The sequence below is a fragment of the Huintestinicola sp. genome (assembly GCF_050874005.1).
Classification (GTDB): domain Bacteria; phylum Bacillota; class Clostridia; order Oscillospirales; family Ruminococcaceae; genus Huintestinicola.
Genome location: NZ_JBNMJV010000035.1, coordinates 1 through 18,503 on the forward strand (window position 1 = coordinate 1; position 18,503 = coordinate 18,503).

Sequence of the window (18,503 nt, forward strand, 5' to 3'; positions counted from 1 at the left end):
CATTGAGTTTTACAATACCAGACGTTACCAGTTAAAATTGAAATGTATGACACCTATGGAATATCACTCGGCAGCGGCGGCGTAAAAAATCCACCCTGCTGCGCAGCAGGGTGGATTTGAACAAACTCTAAATATTCTTTTTTTTTTTTCAGCTGTCTACTTGACAGGGGGCACTCCAGTATGTCACAGGCTCGGCGTTTTATTGGCAGAATATCCCCGAGACTATTCCGAGACTGTGCCTGCTGGCAAACCGTGGCTTTGCGGTGGCTTCCGTACAGTACAGAGGCTCGGAGGCTGCACCCTTTCCTGCTCAGACCCTTGACGTAAAGGCGGCGGTCAGATTTCTGAAGCTGAATGGGGATAAGTACGGATATGATGAAAATAACGTGTGGCTTATGGGAGACTCGTCCGGCGGTCACAGCGCTTTGATGGCAGGACTTACCGCAGGCACAGACGGATTTGAAGAGGATATTTACAATGAAGCGGACTCTTCCGTCAGGGGCATTATTGATCTTTACGGTCCGGTCAATATTTCAAAAATGAACGATGAGCCGTCATCTCAGAACCATATGACAGCGGACAGCCCCGCAGGCTTTCTTATCGGAAGAAAAAACGTTGCCGAAAATCCGCAGCTTGCCGCTCCTACTGTGGTGACAAATTACATCTGCGCCGACAGAAAAATACCGCCTGTTCTTATTTTCCACGGCACAAATGACGAGCTTGTGCCATTCGGTCAGAGCTGTATGCTTTATGACAAGCTGAAAGAGCAGAAAAAGGCGGCGAGATTTTACGCAATTGAAGGAGCGCATCACGGCGGCAGAGAATTCTGGTCGGAGAGAGTCCTGGGTATTATTGAGAATTTTATAAAAAACGGAGTGCTGTAAAAAGCGTTCAGCAGAAAATATCCGTCGGGGAAACGGTCTCCCGACGGATATTTTTCTGCATATTTTTACAGCTTTTGATGTATCATTTTAATTTTTTCGAATTATTCGAAAAATGGTTTGATATTTTCGTAAAAATCATACATAATGCACATTGACATTTTGTGCAGTCTGAAATATAATTTATATAATATATACAGCAAGGAGTGAAGCTTTTGTCAAAGAAATTTCCTGACCCTCCCAAAGAGGAAAATGAGACTTTTATGTATAAGCTTGCGACCTTTATAGTTGACAAGCGAAATCTTATATTTCTTCTGTGGATATTCCTTCTGATATTCTGCGTTTTTGTCAGCGGCTGGGTCAAGGTTGAAAACGATATCACGTCCTATCTTCCCGAGACTACGGAAACAAGGCGTGGCCTTACCATTATGGACGAGGAATTTACCACATACGGTTCCGCTTCGGTAATGATATCTAACATTACATATGATGAAGCCGAAAAGATCGCCGAAGATATTGAAGCCATTGACGGCGTTTCCGAGGCGGCTTTTGACAATACCGAGGACCATTACAAAAATTCTGCAGCTATGTTCTCTGTGACCTTTGACGGCGAAGAGGACGAGCAGATAAGCATTGACGCTATGAATGAAATAAAGGAAATGCTTTCGGGTCTGGACGTTTCCATTTCCAGCACGGTGGGCAGCGACTCTTCGGCTCAGCTTGCGGCAGAAATGCAGACGGTAACAGCCATTGCTGCGATAATCATTCTGCTGGTGCTGCTGTTTACCTCAAAGGCGTATGCCGAGATACCCGTGCTTATCTGCACATTCGGAGCGGCTGCTCTTGCAAATATGGGCACTAACTTCCTGCTTGGAACGATTTCTTTTATCTCAAATTCCGTAACTATCGTTCTCCAGCTTGCTCTTGCCATTGACTATGCCATTATTCTTATTCACCGCTACAGCGAGGAGCACGAGCATCTTGACTGCCGTGAAGCCTGCATTACCGCTCTGAGCAAGGCTATCCCCGAAATATCCTCCAGCAGCCTTACCACCATTTCGGGTCTTATCGCTCTTGCATTTATGCAGTTCAAGATAGGCTCAGACCTTGCAATGGTGCTTATCAAGGCGATACTTCTCAGCCTCTTGTCGGTATTTACCCTTATGCCGGGGCTTATTATGGTATTTTCAAAGCTTATCGACAAGACTGTTCATAAGAATTTCGTGCCGAAAATTTCCGCTGTGGGCAAGTTTGCCTTTGCAACAAAATATGTTATCCCTCCCGTATTTGTGGGTCTTGTCTGCGTTGCCTTCGTATTTTCAAGCAAATGCCCCTACTGCTACGGAACCACCGACCTTGAGACCACACGCCACAGTGAACAGCAGCTTGCGGAGCAGAAGATAAAGGATAATTTCGGCTCCTCAAACCTTGCCGCTCTTATCGTTCCCTCGGGTGATTACGAGTCGGAGGGAAAGCTTATAAGAAAGCTTGAAAGCTACAGCGAGGTGGACTCCTGCTTAGGACTTGCAAATATTGAAGCTATGGACGGCTATGTTCTGACAGACGCTCTTACCCCGAGACAGTTTTCCGAGCTTGTGGAACTGGATTACGAGGTGGCAAAGGTGCTTTATGCCGCTTATGCCGTGAATGATGAAAATTACGGCGAGGTGGTAAACGGTCTTGAGTCCTACTCGGTCCCCTTAATTGATATGTTCCTGTTTACCTACGACGAGGTTGACAAGGGATATGTTACATTGGACGACGAGCTTATGGACACCCTCGAGGAGCTGCACACCACTCTCGACAAGGCTATGCTCCAGCTCAGAAGCGACAACTACAGCCGTATCCTCGTTTATCTGAACCTCCCCGAGGAAGGCGAGGAGACCTTTGATTTCCTTGCCACCATTCACGAAGAAGCGGCGAAATATTATTCAGACGACGTTTACCTTGTGGGCAACTCCACCAGCGACTACGATCTTTCATCTTCCTTCGTAACGGATAATCTTATAATCAGTATCCTGTCCGCTCTGTTTGTTATCATAATCCTGCTCTTTACATTTAAGTCGGCAGGTCTGCCTGTGCTGCTTATTGCAGTTATCCAGGGAAGTATCTGGATGAATTTCTCATTTCCTTATCTGCAGAACACAAGCCTGTTCTTCCTCAGCTACCTTATAGTTAACTCCATTCAGATGGGCGCAAACATTGACTATGCTATCGTTATCTCAAGCAGATATATGGAGCTCAAGCAGGAAATGTCCATCAAGGACGCAATCACCGAGACCTTAAATCAGGCTTTCCCCACCATTATCACATCTGGCGCTATCCTTGCCGCCGCAGGAATACTTATCGGTCAGCTTTCCTCCGACGGAACCATTTCCTCTATCGGCGTATGTCTCGGACGTGGAACCATTATGTCTATCGTCCTTGTAATGGGCGTTCTTCCGCAGATACTTATCCTGGGCGACACCATTATCGAAAAGACCTCCTTTACTATCAAGAAGCGTGAACGCACTCAGATATCCGGCGGCAAGATCGCTGTTACGGGTATTGTTCACGGATATGTTAACGGCAGGATCGACGCTGTTGTTAACGGAATTATCGTGGGAGAAGTTGACGCAAAGATCGAAAGCAGGAATTTTGAGGAGCTGCCCGAAAACATAAATGATACGGGTATCGGCGATAACGAAAAAGAGGAGGTGCGTAAGTGATGATGATAAAACGCTGCGCTGCCGCCGCACTTGCGGTCATACTTTCCGTAAGCTCTCTTTACAGCTCTGCATATGTATTTGCGGAGGATCTGTCCGCTGCCGGAAATGTTTCTGATGCGTCAAAGCTCGGCAATACGGTATATATAAATTCAGCCGAGGACTTCGCAAAATTCGCAGAAAAGTGCAGACTGGACAGCTATTCAAGAGGAATGACGGTCATTCTTGATTCGGATATCAGTTTTGCATCTTCCGAAGCGGAGTTTATACCCATTCCCTCATTCAGCGGTACATTCGAGGGCAACGGCCACAAAATAAGCGGCTTTTCCATAGAGGATAACGGCTCTGTTCAGGGACTTTTCCGTTATATCGAGAAAAGCGGCAGAGTTATGAATTTAAATGTTTCCTGCAAGATAGCTCCCTCGGGTACATCGTCAAAGTGCGGCGCTGTGGCAGGAGTTAACAGGGGCACGATCTACGGCTGTTCCTTTGACGGAGTTGTTACGGGCAAGGAATACTGCGGAGGTATCGTTGGAGTAAACGAAGAAACGGGTCTTATCTCCTGCTGCAAAGCAAACGGACGTATACAGTCGGAGCATTTCACAGGCGGTATCGCAGGGGAAAACAGAGGCTGCATTATGCTCTGCGAAAATTCGGCTTCCGTAAATACCAATGTTTCCGACAACGCTTTAGATCTTGAGAATATTAACATTGACGATATCTATTCCACCGAAAAGTCTACAGACTCAACAGACGCAGGCGGTATTGCGGGCTATTCTTCGGGCAATGTGCAGAAGTGCATCAACAGGGGAGATGTGGGCTATGCTCATATCGGCTATAATATCGGCGGTATCTGCGGCAGGCAGAACGGCTACATAAGCGGCTGTGAAAATTACGGCACCATAAACGGAAGAAAGGACACGGGCGGAATTGCAGGTCAGGCTGAACCTCATTTTTCTCTGCTGTTCTCAGAGTCCTCCGTTCAGAAGCTGAAAGACAGGCTTGACGAGCTGAATGTCATCGTTGACAAAACTATTGACGACTTAAACGGTTCCTCGGACACCCTTTCGGGCAATGTGGACGGTATGATCGACAGCCTTAAAGCGGTGAAAAGTGACACAGCAGATCTTCTTGACGAGACCGACAGCATTATCAACGAAAACATTGACTCCGTTAATGAGCTTAGTTCCCGTGTGTCCGACCTTATAGATATGTCCGAGCCTGCGGCAGACAGCTTTTCAAAGGCTTCCGATTCCTTTACCGAAGCTGTTGACAAGCTCTGGGAGGCAAACGACCTGCTGGCGGAGGCTATGGAGGGCAGCGACGAGGCAATGGATATACTGTTCCCTGCCTTAGACGATCTGTCGGCTGCTGTGGAGTCCCTTAAAAATGCAAACGAGTCAATGCAGGACGGGCTTACATCTGCACAGAATTCCCTTGGCGACCCTAACGGTCTGTCGGGTGCTCTGAATGGTCTGAAAAACGATCTTTACATTTTCGGTCAGTCTGTGCAGTCCATAAGAGATATTATTTACAGCACTATTACCGCTCTTGACGATATTTCCGCTTCTCCCGATACGGAAAATGCGCTGAACAAAATAAAGGACAGTCTTTCCGCTTTGCAGGAAAGCACGGACGGGTTATCCGATGAGATCGCAGAGGCAGAAAATTCTGTCAGACATCTGCAGGATCTTCTTGATATGGGCATTGAAGACCCCGGCGAATACAGGGACAGCATAAGCGATATTCTCAATGTATTCACAGGCGGCTCGTTTGAAGGAATATTTGACGCATTGTCCGATCTGACAGAGGGAATGAATATGCTCATTGACGCTTCTGCTGTGGGAAGCCTTAAGGACGAGCTGTCGGAATGTGCTTCTATGATACGTTCGCAGGCTTCGTCATACACCTCATCGGGAACGGGTCCTGCGGGCGACATAAGCTTTGACAGCCTTACCGAGATAATCGGTTACCTGAAAGACACATCTTCCTCGGTGGGAGAGGTGGAAGAGATGACAGGCTCTCTCATTGACAGGATAAAAGAAGCCTGGCCTTTCCTGGACGACAGCGCTGCGTCTGTAATTGCGGCGGCTTATGCTGCTGAGGAAGCGGTTCAGTATTCAAATGACGCTTCTGTTTATCTGTCTGACGGTCTCGGCTATCTCCACGACATTGCCGATTATTTCGCCGGAAAAGAGAAGATAACCTTTACGGGCACAGACGAGAATTTCGAGAATATCAAAAACAGTCTGTCGGATAATTTAAGCACTCTGTTTGACGACCTTGATGTTCTGAACGTATCTGCGGGAGACTCGGTGAATATTCTGTCCGAGGACTTAAAGGCGCTCAACAGCAAGGCTTCGGAGGTTTACGACGTTATTATAGATATGACGGAGGAAATGACCGATGATCCCAAGAGCCTTAAAGATTACACCGAGGATATCTCCGCTTCGGACACAGAGGGCAGGGCGGACGGAAAGATCGCTTCCTGCACAAATTTTGGAGAGATATTCGCAGATGTGAGCGCAGGCGGCATCGTGGGAGAAATGGGCATTGAAAATTCCTATGACCCCGAGGGTGATATCGACCAGATAGGCGACAGGTCACTTGATTTTATGTACCAGTCCAGAACGGTTGTCAGAAGCTGCGTAAACAGCGGCAAGGTGACTTCCAAGAAGGACGGCGCAGGCGGAATCGCAGGCAGTATGGACACGGGCTGTATCATTAACTGCAAAGGCTTCGGAGATGTAAAGTCTACGGACGGAAGCTATGTGGGCGGCGTTGCGGGCAAGTCCTCGGCGGCAATATTCGGCAGCTTTGCTATGTGCCGCCTTGAGGGTGATGACTACATCGGCGGCATTGCAGGCTCGGGTCACGATATAAGCAGCTGTGTAAGCTATGTTTCCATTGACTCCTCCGACGAATATTCGGGAGCTGTGGCAGGAGACTGCGACGGCGAGCCTGAGGGCAATGTTTTCGTTGAAGACGGCACGGGGGGCATTGACGGGATAAGCTATGACGGCAAGGCGTTCCCTGTTTCATATGATGAAATGACGGCTATGGAGAACATTCCCGAGGAGTTTAAAGAGCTCACTCTTACATTTGTGGCGGAGGACAAGGTGGTAGATGTTGTTTCGTTCAGGTACGGCGAGTCCCTTGATGAAAGCGAGCTTCCAGAGGCACCACGCAAGAACGGCTATTTTGCTAAGTGGGAGGAGCACGATTACAGCAATATGACTTACGGCGCTGTTATCAAGGCTGAATATATCCCGAACGTTACTGCAATATCGTCGGAGGTCACCCGGGAAAGCGGACGCCCCATATTTATGGCGGAGGGCACATTTACCGATACGGACAAGCTTCAGGTCACAGACCTTGGCAATGAAAGCTGGGAGGTACATATTCCCGAGGATAATAACAGCGATCGGCTTATCCGTTTCCTGCCTGTTACGGAGCCTGATAAGACCGTTATTAAAATTGACGGGGCAGCGGTCCCCTGCGAGACGGACGGAAGCTATGTTGTATTTACGGCTTCGGGCGGCAGTTTTGTGATGACCGCTTCGGAAAAGCCGGTTAATGTGGCTGCTGTTGCTGCGGTATCGGGTAGTGCGGCTGTTCTTGCTGCAGGCATTATTGCGGTGATACACAAGAAGAAAAAATCTAAGTAAAAATAAACGCTCCTGTCGGCAGGCTTTGGTTTGCCGACAGAAGCGTTTTTTATGTTCTGTTTTTATATCCCGTTGGGGTCATTCCCGTGACGGATTTGAAAAGCTTGGTGAAATAATCCGGGTCGCAGATGCCAAGCTTTTCGGATATCTCGTAATTTTTGTACTTGCCCGAGTCTATGAGAGTTTTGGCATATTCCATTTTTATCATTGTGTGAACGGTGTTGAAGCTCTTTCCCGAGCGGCGCTTGAAGCATTTTCCGAAATAGTCACGGCTCATATTCATATTCTCCGCCGCTTCGGTCATTGACACCGCACGGCAGAGATTTTCCGAGAGAAACAGGCTGACGTTATGCAGAAAAATATCCCTGCCGATATCTGCCCCTATCTGCTCCATTACACGAGCCACAATGCCGCTTACCTCTGCTTCATCGCTGCCGCCGAGACTTCGGCGGACACGTCCGAGCATTTCTCCCACAGCTTCCTCCGAGGCAGGCTTTTTCAGAAAATCCTTTGCGCCCAGTATCATCGCTTCTCTTGCATATTCAAATTCTGTGCGGGAGCTGATGAACACGGCGGCAAGGTCAAGTCCGCTGCTCCGAAGGGTGCGGAGCAGCTCCAAGCCGCCCATTACGGGCATTTTTATGTCGGATATCAGCAGGTCGAAGGGCTCTTTTTCAATGAGTCTCAGCACTTCTCTGCCGTTTACCGCTTCGGCGGATATTTCAAAGCCGTATTCTTCCCAGACATTCATTTTTCTGTAGGACAGGCGGCAGAAGGGATCGCTCTCCGCCAGCAGTATTCGGTACATTTACGGGACGCTCCTTTCGGGAGAGTTTTTTGTCGTCTCAAAAATGTTTATATCAGTCTGCTGACAGAGTTTTGGTCATAGTTTCAAAAAGTCTGTGAATAGGGTCTGCGCCGTTCCCTGCGGCTCGGACGGATATACCTGCCGCCGCAAGACTCAGAGCCGCTTCTCCCGAGGAATAGCCCGAAAGAGCGTCCTCAAGGGGCTGCTTGTCTATGCCGTAAAAATAGGCGGAGGCAGTATGAGAATAGCCCTCAAAAAAACCTATGCCACGAAGGGGTGCTTCTTCGGGGACAAGTCGTCTGTTGTCAAGATAGGAAAGCCTGCCGTCAATATGTACGGCTGTTCTTGAGCGATAGCTTTTAAAGGCAAACTCCTCGTTCATTGCCGCTCGTCCCGAGGCGAGGATATCCGTCATTGCAAGGCGGCTGCCCTTACTGAGATACACGTCTGTCCTGCTGTCAAATATGCTTCCGCCGAAGGGTATGACGGGGCAGGGGTCATAGATAAGTGTGCCGCCCTTTTCAACGGTTATTTTCACGTTCTGCGAGGCACCTTGTTTATCCGCTTTGAATACCTTTGTGTAGGACTGCCCTGTGAATTTGAGAAAGGCTTTTTCCCTGACGGTTATTTCAATATCGTAGACATCGCCCTCAAGTATTCCTGCGCTTGCTGCCATCATCATTACTTCGGTGTGGTCTGTGCGGTAAAAGGGGAGCGCTATTTTCAGAGGAGCGGTAAATTCGCTGTCTGTTATTACCGTTCTGCCGTTTTTGTATTCGGCGGTGAGTTTAAGGACGCTCATCTTATTTCAGGTCTTCCATAAGGACGTATTTTTTTATCCAGCCGATGATATCGTCAACGCCCTCAAGGGTCATAAGATTTGTGAACATAAAGGGGCGGGTGCCTCTCATTCGCTCCGAGTCCCTTGCCATTACCTCAAGGCTTGCTCCTACCATAGGGGCAAGGTCTGTCTTGTTGATGACAAGCAGGTCGGAACGGGTAACTCCGGGACCGCCCTTTCGGGGAATTTTCTCTCCCTGCGCCACGTCTATGACATATATGGAAGCGTCCGCCAGGTCGGGGGAAAATGTGGCTGACAGATTATCGCCGCCGCTTTCAATGAAAATTATCTGAACATCGGGGAACTTTTTCGCCATTTCGTCCACCGCTTCAAGGTTCATTGAGCAGTCCTCACGTATGGCGGTATGGGGACAGCCTCCTGTTTCAACGCCTACGATCCTTTCGGGGTCAAGAGCAGAATTTTTTATGAGAAATTCTGCGTCCTCTTTGGTGTAGATGTCGTTGGTGACAACGCATATGCTGTATTCTTCAGACATTTTTCTTGTGAGCCGTTCGATGAGGGCGGTCTTTCCCGAGCCTACGGGACCTCCCACGCCGATCTTTACGTATGACATTTTATCAACTCCGAAATATTATGATATGTAAATTCTTGTAAAAAGCTTTTCGTGCTGCATTGAGCGAAGTTCAAAGCCGCTGCCGCTTATGCCCAGATCGTCTATGGGTACAGAAAGGGCTTTTTCTGCCGCTTCGGGTATACGCTCCATTGCCTCATATAAGGCGGTCTGACCGTCAAGCTGTCTCAGCGGCACAAGCTTTACGGCGTGGTTTGCCATTGCCGAGAGAAGGCTGTAGGCATAGAGTGAAAGCCCCTCCCGTATATCCGCTCCGATATCGGCAATGAAAAGTCCCACAGCTATGGGGTGAAAGCCTGTGCATTCACCTGTTTCTATCCTTTGGGAATAGTCCGTCAGGCGAGGGGTGGGGCAGAGTGCCGATTGTGCCTTTATAAACCGTCTGCAAAGCTTTGAGCTGCCGTCACGAAGCTCATAGGGGGACTTTGAGGCGGCGCAGATATCGTCAAGGAGAGGTATATCCTCTCCCGAGGCTGCTTTTGCTCCGAAGCCTAAGTCCCCGGTGGGGAGAGTATAGATATAGGCGTTCAGAAGCTGTGACAGAGCAGATCTGTCGGTGACGATCTCCTTTGCCGTATAGGTCTCCGTTCCGTTTGAGAGGGTGAAGGAGCCTATGGGGAAAAGGGGGTCGAGAGCCTGTGCGAGACGGATAAGCTTTATGTCTGTGTTCATAGGCATTAGTGAGAATGCTCGTGGGTGTGGGTATGTTCGTGAGTATGCTCACTGTCAGAGTGAGCGTGTCCACGGCATTCGGTGTAGCCTGTGAATTTGCCGTGTATCTTTTCTGCTTTGAAGCCAAGCTTTTTCAGATATTCAAAGGTGGGTTCGTCATAGGGGCATTTTACCTCGTCCTCCCCGATGGCAAGGGAAAGGTGACGGTTGCCAAGCTCGAAGCAGAGCCTGCCCATTTCACGGATATCCGATATCTTTACGCTGATAAGGTCGCAGGGGGCGATGGTAACGGCGATAATGCGGTTATCGTCCTCGTAGATTATATCGTTCTCATTTAAGGGGGTGGGTATTTTTATGCCGATCTCCTCGCCCTTGTCGGTGGTCTTTCTCAGCAGCTTTTTGTCACGCTCGAACCAGTCGATTGATACGTAGTCTACCTGCTTATCTGTTTGGGTAAGCTTGCCTGTTATTTTTTCGGTTATCATATATAAAACTCCGTTAGAAAATTTGTTTTGTTTTACTGTTGACAAATCAGAATATTTGTGCTATAATCAGAACAGGAAATATCTCTGAGTGAGGGGAAGGCTTTCCGCAGCCTTGCAGGTGATGGGTTCGCCGTCCACCGTTACGCTGTAGGTCTCGGGGTCTACCCTGATATCTCCTGTGCGGTCATTAAAGCGCATATCCTTTTTGCCGATATTCCTGCAGTTCTTTACGGGGAGAACGATCTTCTGAAGTCCAAGCCGCTCTGCAATGCCGCTGTCCGCTGCCGCCTTTGACACGAAGCTTATGCAGGTGCGCTTTTTCGCAAGTCCTTCCGCTCCGAACATCTTTGTGTAGATAACGGGCTGAGGTGTGGGGATAGAGGCATTGGCATCGCCCATTCGTGAGGCGCAGATAAATCCGCCCTTGATTATCATTTCGGGCTTTGCGCCGAACATTGCAGGCTTCCAGAGCACAAGGTCTGCGATCTTTCCCACTTCAACTGAGCCTACGTATTCGGATATGCCGTGAGTTATGGCAGGGTTTATGGTGTATTTGGAAACGTAGCGCTTTACTCGGAAGTTATCGTTTCGGTCGCTGTCCTCGGGGAGTGCGCCACGCTGATCCTTCATTTTTGAAGCGGTCTGCCACGTTCTTGTGATGACCTCGCCTACTCGTCCCATTGCCTGGCTGTCGCTGGACATCATACTGAATATGCCCATATCGTGAAGCACATCTTCGGCGGCTATGGTCTCGGGGCGAATCCTTGAATCCGCAAATGCCACGTCCTCGGGCACCTTGCTGTCAAGGTGGTGGCAGACCATAAGCATATCCAGGTGCTCGTCAAGGGTATTCTTCGTAAAGGGCATTGTGGGGTTGGTGGAGGAGGGGAGAATATTGGGGAATGCTGCTGCTTTGATTATATCGGGGGCGTGACCGCCGCCTGCTCCTTCGGTATGGTAGGTGTGGATAGTTCTGCCGCCTATTGCAGCTATGGTATCCTCCACAAAGCCGCCTTCGTTAAGGGTATCGGTATGGATAGACACCTGCACGTCGTATTTATCCGCTGCCATCAGCGCTTTGTTTATTACCGAAGGGGTGGAGCCCCAGTCCTCGTGTATTTTCAGTCCGCAGGCACCTGCTTCTATCTGCTCGGTGAGGGTGTCGAGACTGCCGCTGTTGCCCTTGCCGAGAAAGCCTAAGTTCATCGGATATTCTTCGGCGGCTTCAAGCATTTTTTCAATGTTGAATTTTCCCGGGGTGCAGGTGGTGGCATTGGTGCCGTCTGCGGGACCTGTGCCGCCGCCTATCATTGTGGTTATGCCCGAATAGAGGGCTGTTTCTATCTGGGTGGGGCTGATGAAATGGATATGGGTGTCAATGCCTCCTGCGGTGAGGATAAGTCCTTCACCCACTATGGCTTCGGTGCCTGCGCCGAACACCAGAGAGGGGGTAACGCCGTCCATAATATCGGGATTTCCTGCCTTGCCGATACCGCATATCTTTCCGTCCTTTATGCCGATATCAGCCTTGTAAATTCCCGTACAGTCAACTACTACTGCGCCTGTGATGACGGTGTCGGGGCAGTCGGTGTCCCTTACGGAGCAGGATTGTCCCATTCCGTCTCTGAGGGATTTTCCGCCGCCGAATTTAGCTTCTTCGCCGTAGACTGCGTAGTCCTTTTCTACCTCGATTATGAGGGAGGTATCGCCCAGACGTATCCTGTCCCCTGTGGTGGGACCGTACATATCCGCATACTGCTTTCTGGACATTTTAAACATTGCCGTAACCTCCTTTGAAGCCCGACTCTGCGGCTTTTTTCAGAGCCGCAGCTTTTATTTCGCTGTCGTCCATATTTCCCGAAACAAGGTCGTTAAGTCCGAAGCCTTTGCGGCTTCCGCCTATGGGGATAAGGCTTATTTCCTTGCTTTCCCCCGGCTCAAAGCGGACTGCCGTTCCTGCGGGAATGTCAAGGCGCATACCAAAGGCGGCGGCTCTGTTAAATTCAAGAGCTTTGTTTACCTCGAAGAAATGGAAATGAGAGCCTACCTGTATTGGACGGTCGGCGGTGTTTGTTACGGTGAGGGGGAGAGCCTCTTTGCCCTTGTTTATTTCGATATCGCCCTCTTCGGTGATTATCTCTCCGGGAATAAGCTTATTTTCGGGGACGATGGGTTCGTGGACGGTCACAAGCTTGGTGCCGTCGGGGAAGGTGGCTTCAAACTGTATCTCGCGGAGCATTTCGGGAACACCGTCCATTACATCTTGGGCGGTGAGAAGCTTTCTGCCCTTGCTCATAAGCTCTGTGACTGTCTTTCCGTCACGAGCCTTTTCCAAAAGCTCGGAGGTTATGTAGGCTATGGCTTCGGGGTAATTAAGCCTTACGCCTCTTGCTTTTCTCTCTTTGGCAAGTCCGCCTGCAAGATGTATCATCAGGCGTTCCTGCTCTCTTGGGGTAAGCCGCATTTTTTATTACCTCACATTCCTGTTGATTACTTTTTTATCAGCGCTGCTTTTAATACGCCCTTGGGGTCTTTTACAAGTAAAATTACCGTCCATATGACAAGTCCGAAGGCTACGGCGGCAAAACCTAAGAAAAGGTCGTTTATCATATCTGCGGGAGCGGGAGTGAAAAATTCCGCTCTCAGTTCTGCGTATTCAAAAACGGCGTCAACAAGCCACATCAGGGCTGCGCCCCAGTACATAAACATAAGGGAACTTACTTTGAGGCTCCTGGCTTTTTCGCTTGAGTACCAAACGGCGGTGGATATTACGGCGGCCAATACGGTCACGAGCAGGGTCATTTAAGCTCACTCTCCTTTGCGGCTTTCTTTCTGACAGAGGCTGTTATCACGAGCATTCCTATCCATACGGCGGTTATGAGCAGGGACATGGCTGTTCCCACCGTTGCCATTTCGTGAAGCATAATGCTTGTTTTTTCGGGGTCTGCGGCGGCGGTGAGGAAGGGGAAGAAGGGGGATATTTCTCCGTGCCAGAGGTGTTCAAAAGCAAGGAGTGCGGAGCCGCCTCCTCCAAGCTTTGCAAGCCAGCTTACCTTTTCGGAAAGCTTAGCTGCGGTTTCCTCAGAATGGATATGACCCTTTTCCTCACTTACTGCGATGATCTTTGAAGCTGCGGCGGCGATAATTGCCTCTGCGCCGGGTACGATAAAACAAGCCATATTATACAGTCCTTTCAGTTTTGAATTTGCAGGATTTTAATTTGCAAATTTCATTTTTATGGTTATATTATAACTCTTAGAGGTACTGTAATGTCAATGTATATTTTTTTAACATTATGAAAAAAGATATTGTTATCACAATAAATCCGCTTAGGTACGTGGTTTTGAGATGTGGGGAGATTTTCGCTTTGGTTAGCTGTCGGGAACCTTGATATAAAGCAGAAATGAAACTAAAGCGTTTTGATATTTCAAAAACGAATAAAAATCTCCCATACGGCTAATAAAGCTCAGCCGTATGGGAGATAGAGATTTTTTATCTGTTTACCGTTGTTGTCTGAGTTGCGTTATCTTGCTCGCCGGGGGCGATGTCCTCAAGAATGTTGTCTGCGCCTCTTGCAACGCCGTTTACCACGTCCTCGGCTCCTGTTACGATGTCCTCGATGATACCGTCGCCATCTACATCGCCTGTGCGGGCGTTGTTGTCACCGATAACGGAACCATTTCCGTTCCCTGGATTGTTTGTGCCTGCTCCGTTGTTAACGCTTGTGCCGCTGTTTGCGCCTGACGAATTGGCGGTGGAGCCTGCGCTCTGACCGTTTTGTCCGTTCTCTCCGTTACCTGTCTGTGCGTTGTTTGCGCCGCAGGCGGTGAACATTATGCCAAAACCGAGAAGCAAGGGCAGTAATGCTGCTTTCTTTTTCATACGTCTGCTATCCTTTCCCGCAGAGCTTGTGCCCCCTGCGTGTTCAATATCAGAAATGATGAACGGAAAAAGCTGCAAACCCGTTTGCCGTATATCACGGGGAGTTTAGTCTAACGGTACTGTATAGGCTTCGGTCACGACTTTATAGCCTTCGGCTGCGAGAGCATCGTAAATTTCGCTGTATTCATCGCTGAAATTCGTATTGACCTTTGCCCATTCGGTAAGGTTTTGGTAGGTCTCCTCAGCTGTTTTGCTGTCATAGTAATAGCTCAGTGCCGAGACTATTTTATCCTTGCCGTAGAATTCTATAAACTTCGAGAGGTATTCCGAATAGCCGTAGAAGGAGTTTCCGTTTTCGTCTCTTTCAAAGGGAGCTTCAAAGAAATCCTGCTCTGCCATATAGCTTGCTCTGTCGGCGGTCATTCTGATGAATACTCGTTCAGCCACGTCGCTGTATTCCTCGGAGATAACGGCGCTGTTTCCGCTCACGCTTATAGTATAACAGCTTTTGTCGGATTTATACTCCTTATAGCTGTGGGTGATAAGCGTTAAAAGTTCATCGTAGTATTCATATGCCGCTGAGAAGATGTAGGGATTTATTGAGGTGTCCTTGTATCTGAAATAGCCGCCGTTAAGGTAATAATAGGTGGCGGTGGGCAGATCTTCACCTGTCATATATCCGATAAGAGGCTGGCTGCTCATTGATATTCCTATACCGTCTATGGGCGAGGTGATGAACTTTTTCACAAGCTCTTCTGTAGTCTCGGGAAGTGTGTCAAAGCCGCAGGAGGAAAGATATGCTATTGTTTCGGTGTAGCTTTCCTTTATCTTGATAAAATTCATATTGAAGATATTAAACTGCCATACTCTGCCCGAGGGAGAATAGTATTCATCGGGGGATTCGGAAAGGATATCGTTATAGAGACAATCGCCGAGTCTGTAGAGAAAATCCTCGGGAAGCTCGCTGTAGCCCTTGCGGCAGGATTCGTGATAGTCCTTGCCGCCGCTGCTGTAGCTCCACTGGGGCATCAGCTCGGCATAGAGGTCGGTGAGCTTTTGCTTGTAGCCCATACTGTCGGAGTTTTCCTCATATTCCTTCAGAGAGGCGATAACATAATCGCTTACAGACCTTCTTACAAGCTCCGCTCTTGACTGTGTTACCTCTCGGGTCGTATCAAGGGTGCTGAGGGTGTTTACGGCGGTGTTGCCCGGGTCATAGTAGCTGCGCATTACCGTTCTGCCCGATTTTAATTTGTATTTTATGCTGAATGTTTCGTCCATAAGGCATCTGTACAGATTGGTGCTTTCGTCATAGTTATTATGATAATCGATTATCTGCTTATGGGTCTCGGTGAGGGTGGTAAGTGCCGATATATCGGTCAGCTCGGTTATGGGAGTTTCGTACCTTGAGCCTTTCTCGAACATTCCCGCATAGGTTATCTGCGCACTTGAAATGCTTTCGGGGTCGGGAACATAGTCTCCTGCTCCCAATGCCTTTGTGTCGTGGATAAGAAGGAATGAGCCGATGGAAAGCACTATGGTCGCCCCATATATCACAAGTCCCGACACGATTTTTCCGAAGCCTCTGTTTCGAATAACGTGCATTACAAGGTAAACAATAAAGGTTATAACGATAACAGGAACGAAATTCTGTGTGCCGTCGACTATCATAAGATAGCAGAGGGAGAATATACCCAGGGTCATTATGATATGGTGGAAAATGCCGAATACAACGGGCTTGCCTGTGTCCTCCGCTCTGCGCTTTCTGTAGATGAGGAAGGATATCCCGATAACTGCAAGTGTGCAGAGGGTGAAGAGCAGGAACCATATTCCGAAGCTCAGAGGGTCAATGAGCGAGGGGGAATACATTGAATAACTATATGGGTCGCCAAGCTGTGCATTCAGATTTTCAAGGGTCAGAATAAGTCCGTATGCTCCTCCGAAGGGTCCGCAGTAGGGGATGGTCTTCTGAATGTATACATCTTCCAAAAATCCCGTAACATTGCTGCTTATCGAAAAAATCCCAAGGTATACCGAAACGGGAACAAGGATATTAAGCAGGATATCATACGCCGCAGACTCGAAAATATTTCCGCAGCAGCCTGCCACAAGGACTGTAACTGCATAGAACATTATCATCAGCATAAGTCCGCCTAACATTCCTCTCCAGAGGAAGGGAGCTGCCTGCTCGAAAAAGTTGCATACCCAGGAATAGGTTTTTGTCTGCAGTGAGGAGTCAGGAAGGGTATAGGTAAAGGTCTTTCCGTCGCAGAGAAGGTGTCCTGCAAGCATTAAAAGCCAGCTTATTATTTCTGCGGCGATGTAGGGTATGATATAGATGAAAAGTCCCGACAGGAAATCGGAAATGAAACGCTGTGAGGTGGTCATGGGCAGAGACAGTCTCATATCAACCGCCGATTTGTTGTAGAGATATTTGAAAACGGTTAGGGCGCATATCATTCCCGAGGCTGCCGCAAGTCCCGTTCCTATGACCGCTGCGGCTATAAAGCCTTCGTCAAAGCCCCCGTGTCTGCCTGTTGTCAGAATTTCCGCAAGTGATGTGATAAGAAGCAGGGGAGCTGCCGCAAAATGCAGCACGAATATCACTATCATCAGCTTGAAATTATCTTTGACATTAAACCTGAAATTATGCCCCATTGCCCCGCTTGCGAAGCTTTTTTCTTTTTTAGTCGAGCTGACCTGCGTCATAGCCCATTCCCTCCATTTCGTAGATAAATATTTCTTCAAGTGAAAGCGGTATAAGGTCTAAAACTATGGGGTCTTTCTCCGAAAGCTTTTCCCTTATTTCTTCCTCCGAGCCTTTCATTATCAGATAATGTATGCTCTGGCTGCGGCTGTAGTGGAGAATGCCGTATTTCTCGAAATCCTCCTTTGTGTATTCTTCCTTGAATGCCGCCTGTACCTTGTGAATGCTGCCCTTAACGCTGTCAAGGTCACGGTTAAAGAGCATTTTTCCCTGATGCAGAAGCGCTACTCTGTCGCAGACCTCGTTTATCTCCTTTAGGTTGTGGGAGGAGATGACGGTGGTGAGCTGACGGTCAAGCATTGCGTCTACGAGCATACGCTTTACGATTATCCTCATTGTGGGGTCGAGACCGTCAAAGGCTTCGTCAAGAAGAAGATAATCCGTCTGGCAGGCAAGACCTGTGATAACTACCGCCTGCCGCTTCATTCCCTTTGAAAAATGGTCAAGCTTTTTGTCCATCGGCAGATTTACAGTATTTCTCAGCTCCTCAAAAAGCTCCTCGGAGAAATTCGGGTAAAAGCCTTTGTAATAATCTTTAAGCCCCTTTAAGGTAAAGCTTCCGAACTGTACAGTCTCGTCATTTATGAAAAACACCTTTTCCTTTATGGTGGTGTTGTCAAAGACCTCTTCGCCGTCTATCTGAACGCTTCCGCCGTCCTGGGAGTAAATTCCAGAGAGAAGTCTCAGAATGGTGGATTTGCCCGCTCCGTTGGAGCCTAACAGTCCGAATGAAGTGCCTTTGGGTATCATAAGGTCTATGCCGTCAAGAGCGGTGAAGTCTCCGAATTTTTTGGTAACGCCTGTAAGCTTAATCAATTTTGTTTCCCCCTGTCTGAGTTATTTCTTTTATGATATCCGTCATTTCTTCTGCGGTAAGCCCTGCTGCTGCGGCTTCCTTTGCCGCAAGGGTGAAGGTTTCTGCGGCATTCTGCTTTATCACATCGCCGTTTTTATCGGAAATAAAGCTTCCACGTCCTGCAAGGGAGTAGATTATCCCGTCGTGCTCCAGGTCCTGAAATGCTTTTGAAACGGTGTTGGAATTTACTCCCAGCGACTTGGCAAGCTCTCTTACCGAGGGCAGCTTATCCCCGGGGCGCAGCTGCTTTTTTACCGTCAGCTCCACCACTCGCTTATAGAGCTGCTCGTATATGGGAGTTCTGCTCTGAAGGTCTATGTCGAACATTTAGCTGCTCCTTTCTGAA

The 18,503-nt window shown here is 48.5% G+C and carries 16 protein-coding genes and 1 pseudogene; 4 read left to right on the plus strand and 13 right to left on the minus strand.

Annotated elements, in window-relative coordinates:
* Position 1: 1 nt before the first annotated feature.
* The 4 genes and pseudogenes from ACR0QN_RS10920 to ACR0QN_RS10935 all read left to right on the plus strand — a co-directional run bounded on the left by ACR0QN_RS10920 (position 2) and on the right by ACR0QN_RS10935 (position 7,254).
* On the plus strand, positions 2 to 85 hold the full coding sequence (locus tag ACR0QN_RS10920) for an IS3 family transposase (protein WP_432651278.1): 84 nt from the start codon (positions 2 to 4) through the stop codon (positions 83 to 85).
* A 109-nt stretch (positions 86 to 194) separates the two neighbouring features.
* Positions 195 to 884, plus strand: a pseudogene (locus ACR0QN_RS10925) (alpha/beta hydrolase fold domain-containing protein); the annotation flags it as partial.
* Positions 885 to 1,144: 260 nt separating this feature from the next.
* Positions 1,145 to 3,589, plus strand: coding sequence for an efflux RND transporter permease subunit (locus ACR0QN_RS10930; protein WP_432651251.1), 2,445 nt, complete (start codon positions 1,145 to 1,147; stop codon positions 3,587 to 3,589).
* The gene (locus ACR0QN_RS10935) at positions 3,586 to 7,254 is read left to right on the plus strand and encodes a hypothetical protein (RefSeq protein ID WP_432651252.1); all 3,669 of its coding nucleotides are present in this window, start codon (positions 3,586 to 3,588) and stop codon (positions 7,252 to 7,254) included. Before ACR0QN_RS10930 ends, ACR0QN_RS10935 begins: the two co-directional genes overlap by 4 nt.
* Positions 7,255 to 7,303: 49 nt before the next feature.
* On the opposite strand, the gene ACR0QN_RS10940 is transcribed toward ACR0QN_RS10935, so the two are convergent.
* From ACR0QN_RS10940 to ACR0QN_RS11000, 13 genes are all read right to left on the minus strand, one after another.
* Positions 7,304 to 8,062: a response regulator transcription factor gene (locus tag ACR0QN_RS10940; protein ID WP_432651253.1), complete on the minus strand. Its 759-nt coding sequence runs from the start codon at positions 8,060 to 8,062 to the stop codon at positions 7,304 to 7,306.
* Between the two features lie 52 nt (positions 8,063 to 8,114).
* Positions 8,115 to 8,864: an urease accessory protein UreD gene (locus tag ACR0QN_RS10945; protein WP_432651254.1), complete on the minus strand. Its 750-nt coding sequence runs from the start codon at positions 8,862 to 8,864 to the stop codon at positions 8,115 to 8,117.
* 1 nt (position 8,865) lies between these two features.
* Entirely contained in the window at positions 8,866 to 9,477 is a 612-nt protein-coding gene (gene ureG, locus ACR0QN_RS10950) for an urease accessory protein UreG (RefSeq protein WP_432651255.1), read from the minus strand.
* A gap of 18 nt (positions 9,478 to 9,495) precedes the next feature.
* The gene (locus tag ACR0QN_RS10955; protein ID WP_432651256.1) at positions 9,496 to 10,167 is read right to left on the minus strand and encodes an urease accessory protein UreF; all 672 of its coding nucleotides are present in this window, start codon (positions 10,165 to 10,167) and stop codon (positions 9,496 to 9,498) included.
* Between the two features lie 5 nt (positions 10,168 to 10,172).
* Entirely contained in the window at positions 10,173 to 10,652 is a 480-nt protein-coding gene (locus ACR0QN_RS10960) for an urease accessory protein UreE (protein WP_432651257.1), read from the minus strand.
* Positions 10,653 to 10,718: 66 nt separating this feature from the next.
* Positions 10,719 to 12,431, minus strand: a complete 1,713-nt coding sequence (gene ureC / locus ACR0QN_RS10965; RefSeq protein WP_432651258.1) for an urease subunit alpha — start codon at positions 12,429 to 12,431, stop codon at positions 10,719 to 10,721.
* Positions 12,424 to 13,116: an urease subunit gamma gene (ureA, locus tag ACR0QN_RS10970; protein ID WP_432651259.1), complete on the minus strand. Its 693-nt coding sequence runs from the start codon at positions 13,114 to 13,116 to the stop codon at positions 12,424 to 12,426. The genes ureC and ureA overlap by 8 nt, the downstream gene beginning before the upstream one ends.
* A 26-nt stretch (positions 13,117 to 13,142) precedes the next feature.
* Complete coding sequence (locus ACR0QN_RS10975; RefSeq protein WP_432651260.1) at positions 13,143 to 13,454, minus strand: hypothetical protein; 312 nt, start codon at positions 13,452 to 13,454, stop codon at positions 13,143 to 13,145.
* Complete coding sequence (locus ACR0QN_RS10980; RefSeq protein WP_432651261.1) at positions 13,451 to 13,831, minus strand: hypothetical protein; 381 nt, start codon at positions 13,829 to 13,831, stop codon at positions 13,451 to 13,453. The genes ACR0QN_RS10975 and ACR0QN_RS10980 overlap by 4 nt, the downstream gene beginning before the upstream one ends.
* A gap of 313 nt (positions 13,832 to 14,144) precedes the next feature.
* On the minus strand, positions 14,145 to 14,534 hold the full coding sequence (locus ACR0QN_RS10985) for a hypothetical protein (protein ID WP_432651262.1): 390 nt from the start codon (positions 14,532 to 14,534) through the stop codon (positions 14,145 to 14,147).
* 105 nt (positions 14,535 to 14,639) lie between these two features.
* A complete protein-coding gene (locus tag ACR0QN_RS10990) occupies positions 14,640 to 17,243 on the minus strand; it encodes a hypothetical protein (RefSeq protein WP_432651263.1) in 2,604 nt (867 codons plus the stop codon).
* Positions 17,221 to 18,117 (minus strand): ABC transporter ATP-binding protein, encoded by an 897-nt coding sequence (locus ACR0QN_RS10995; protein WP_432651264.1) that lies wholly within the window; start codon positions 18,115 to 18,117, stop codon positions 17,221 to 17,223. The genes ACR0QN_RS10990 and ACR0QN_RS10995 overlap by 23 nt, the downstream gene beginning before the upstream one ends.
* On the minus strand, positions 18,110 to 18,484 hold the full coding sequence (locus tag ACR0QN_RS11000) for a GntR family transcriptional regulator (RefSeq protein ID WP_432651265.1): 375 nt from the start codon (positions 18,482 to 18,484) through the stop codon (positions 18,110 to 18,112). The genes ACR0QN_RS10995 and ACR0QN_RS11000 overlap by 8 nt, the downstream gene beginning before the upstream one ends.
* Between the last annotated feature and the right edge of the window lie 19 nt (positions 18,485 to 18,503).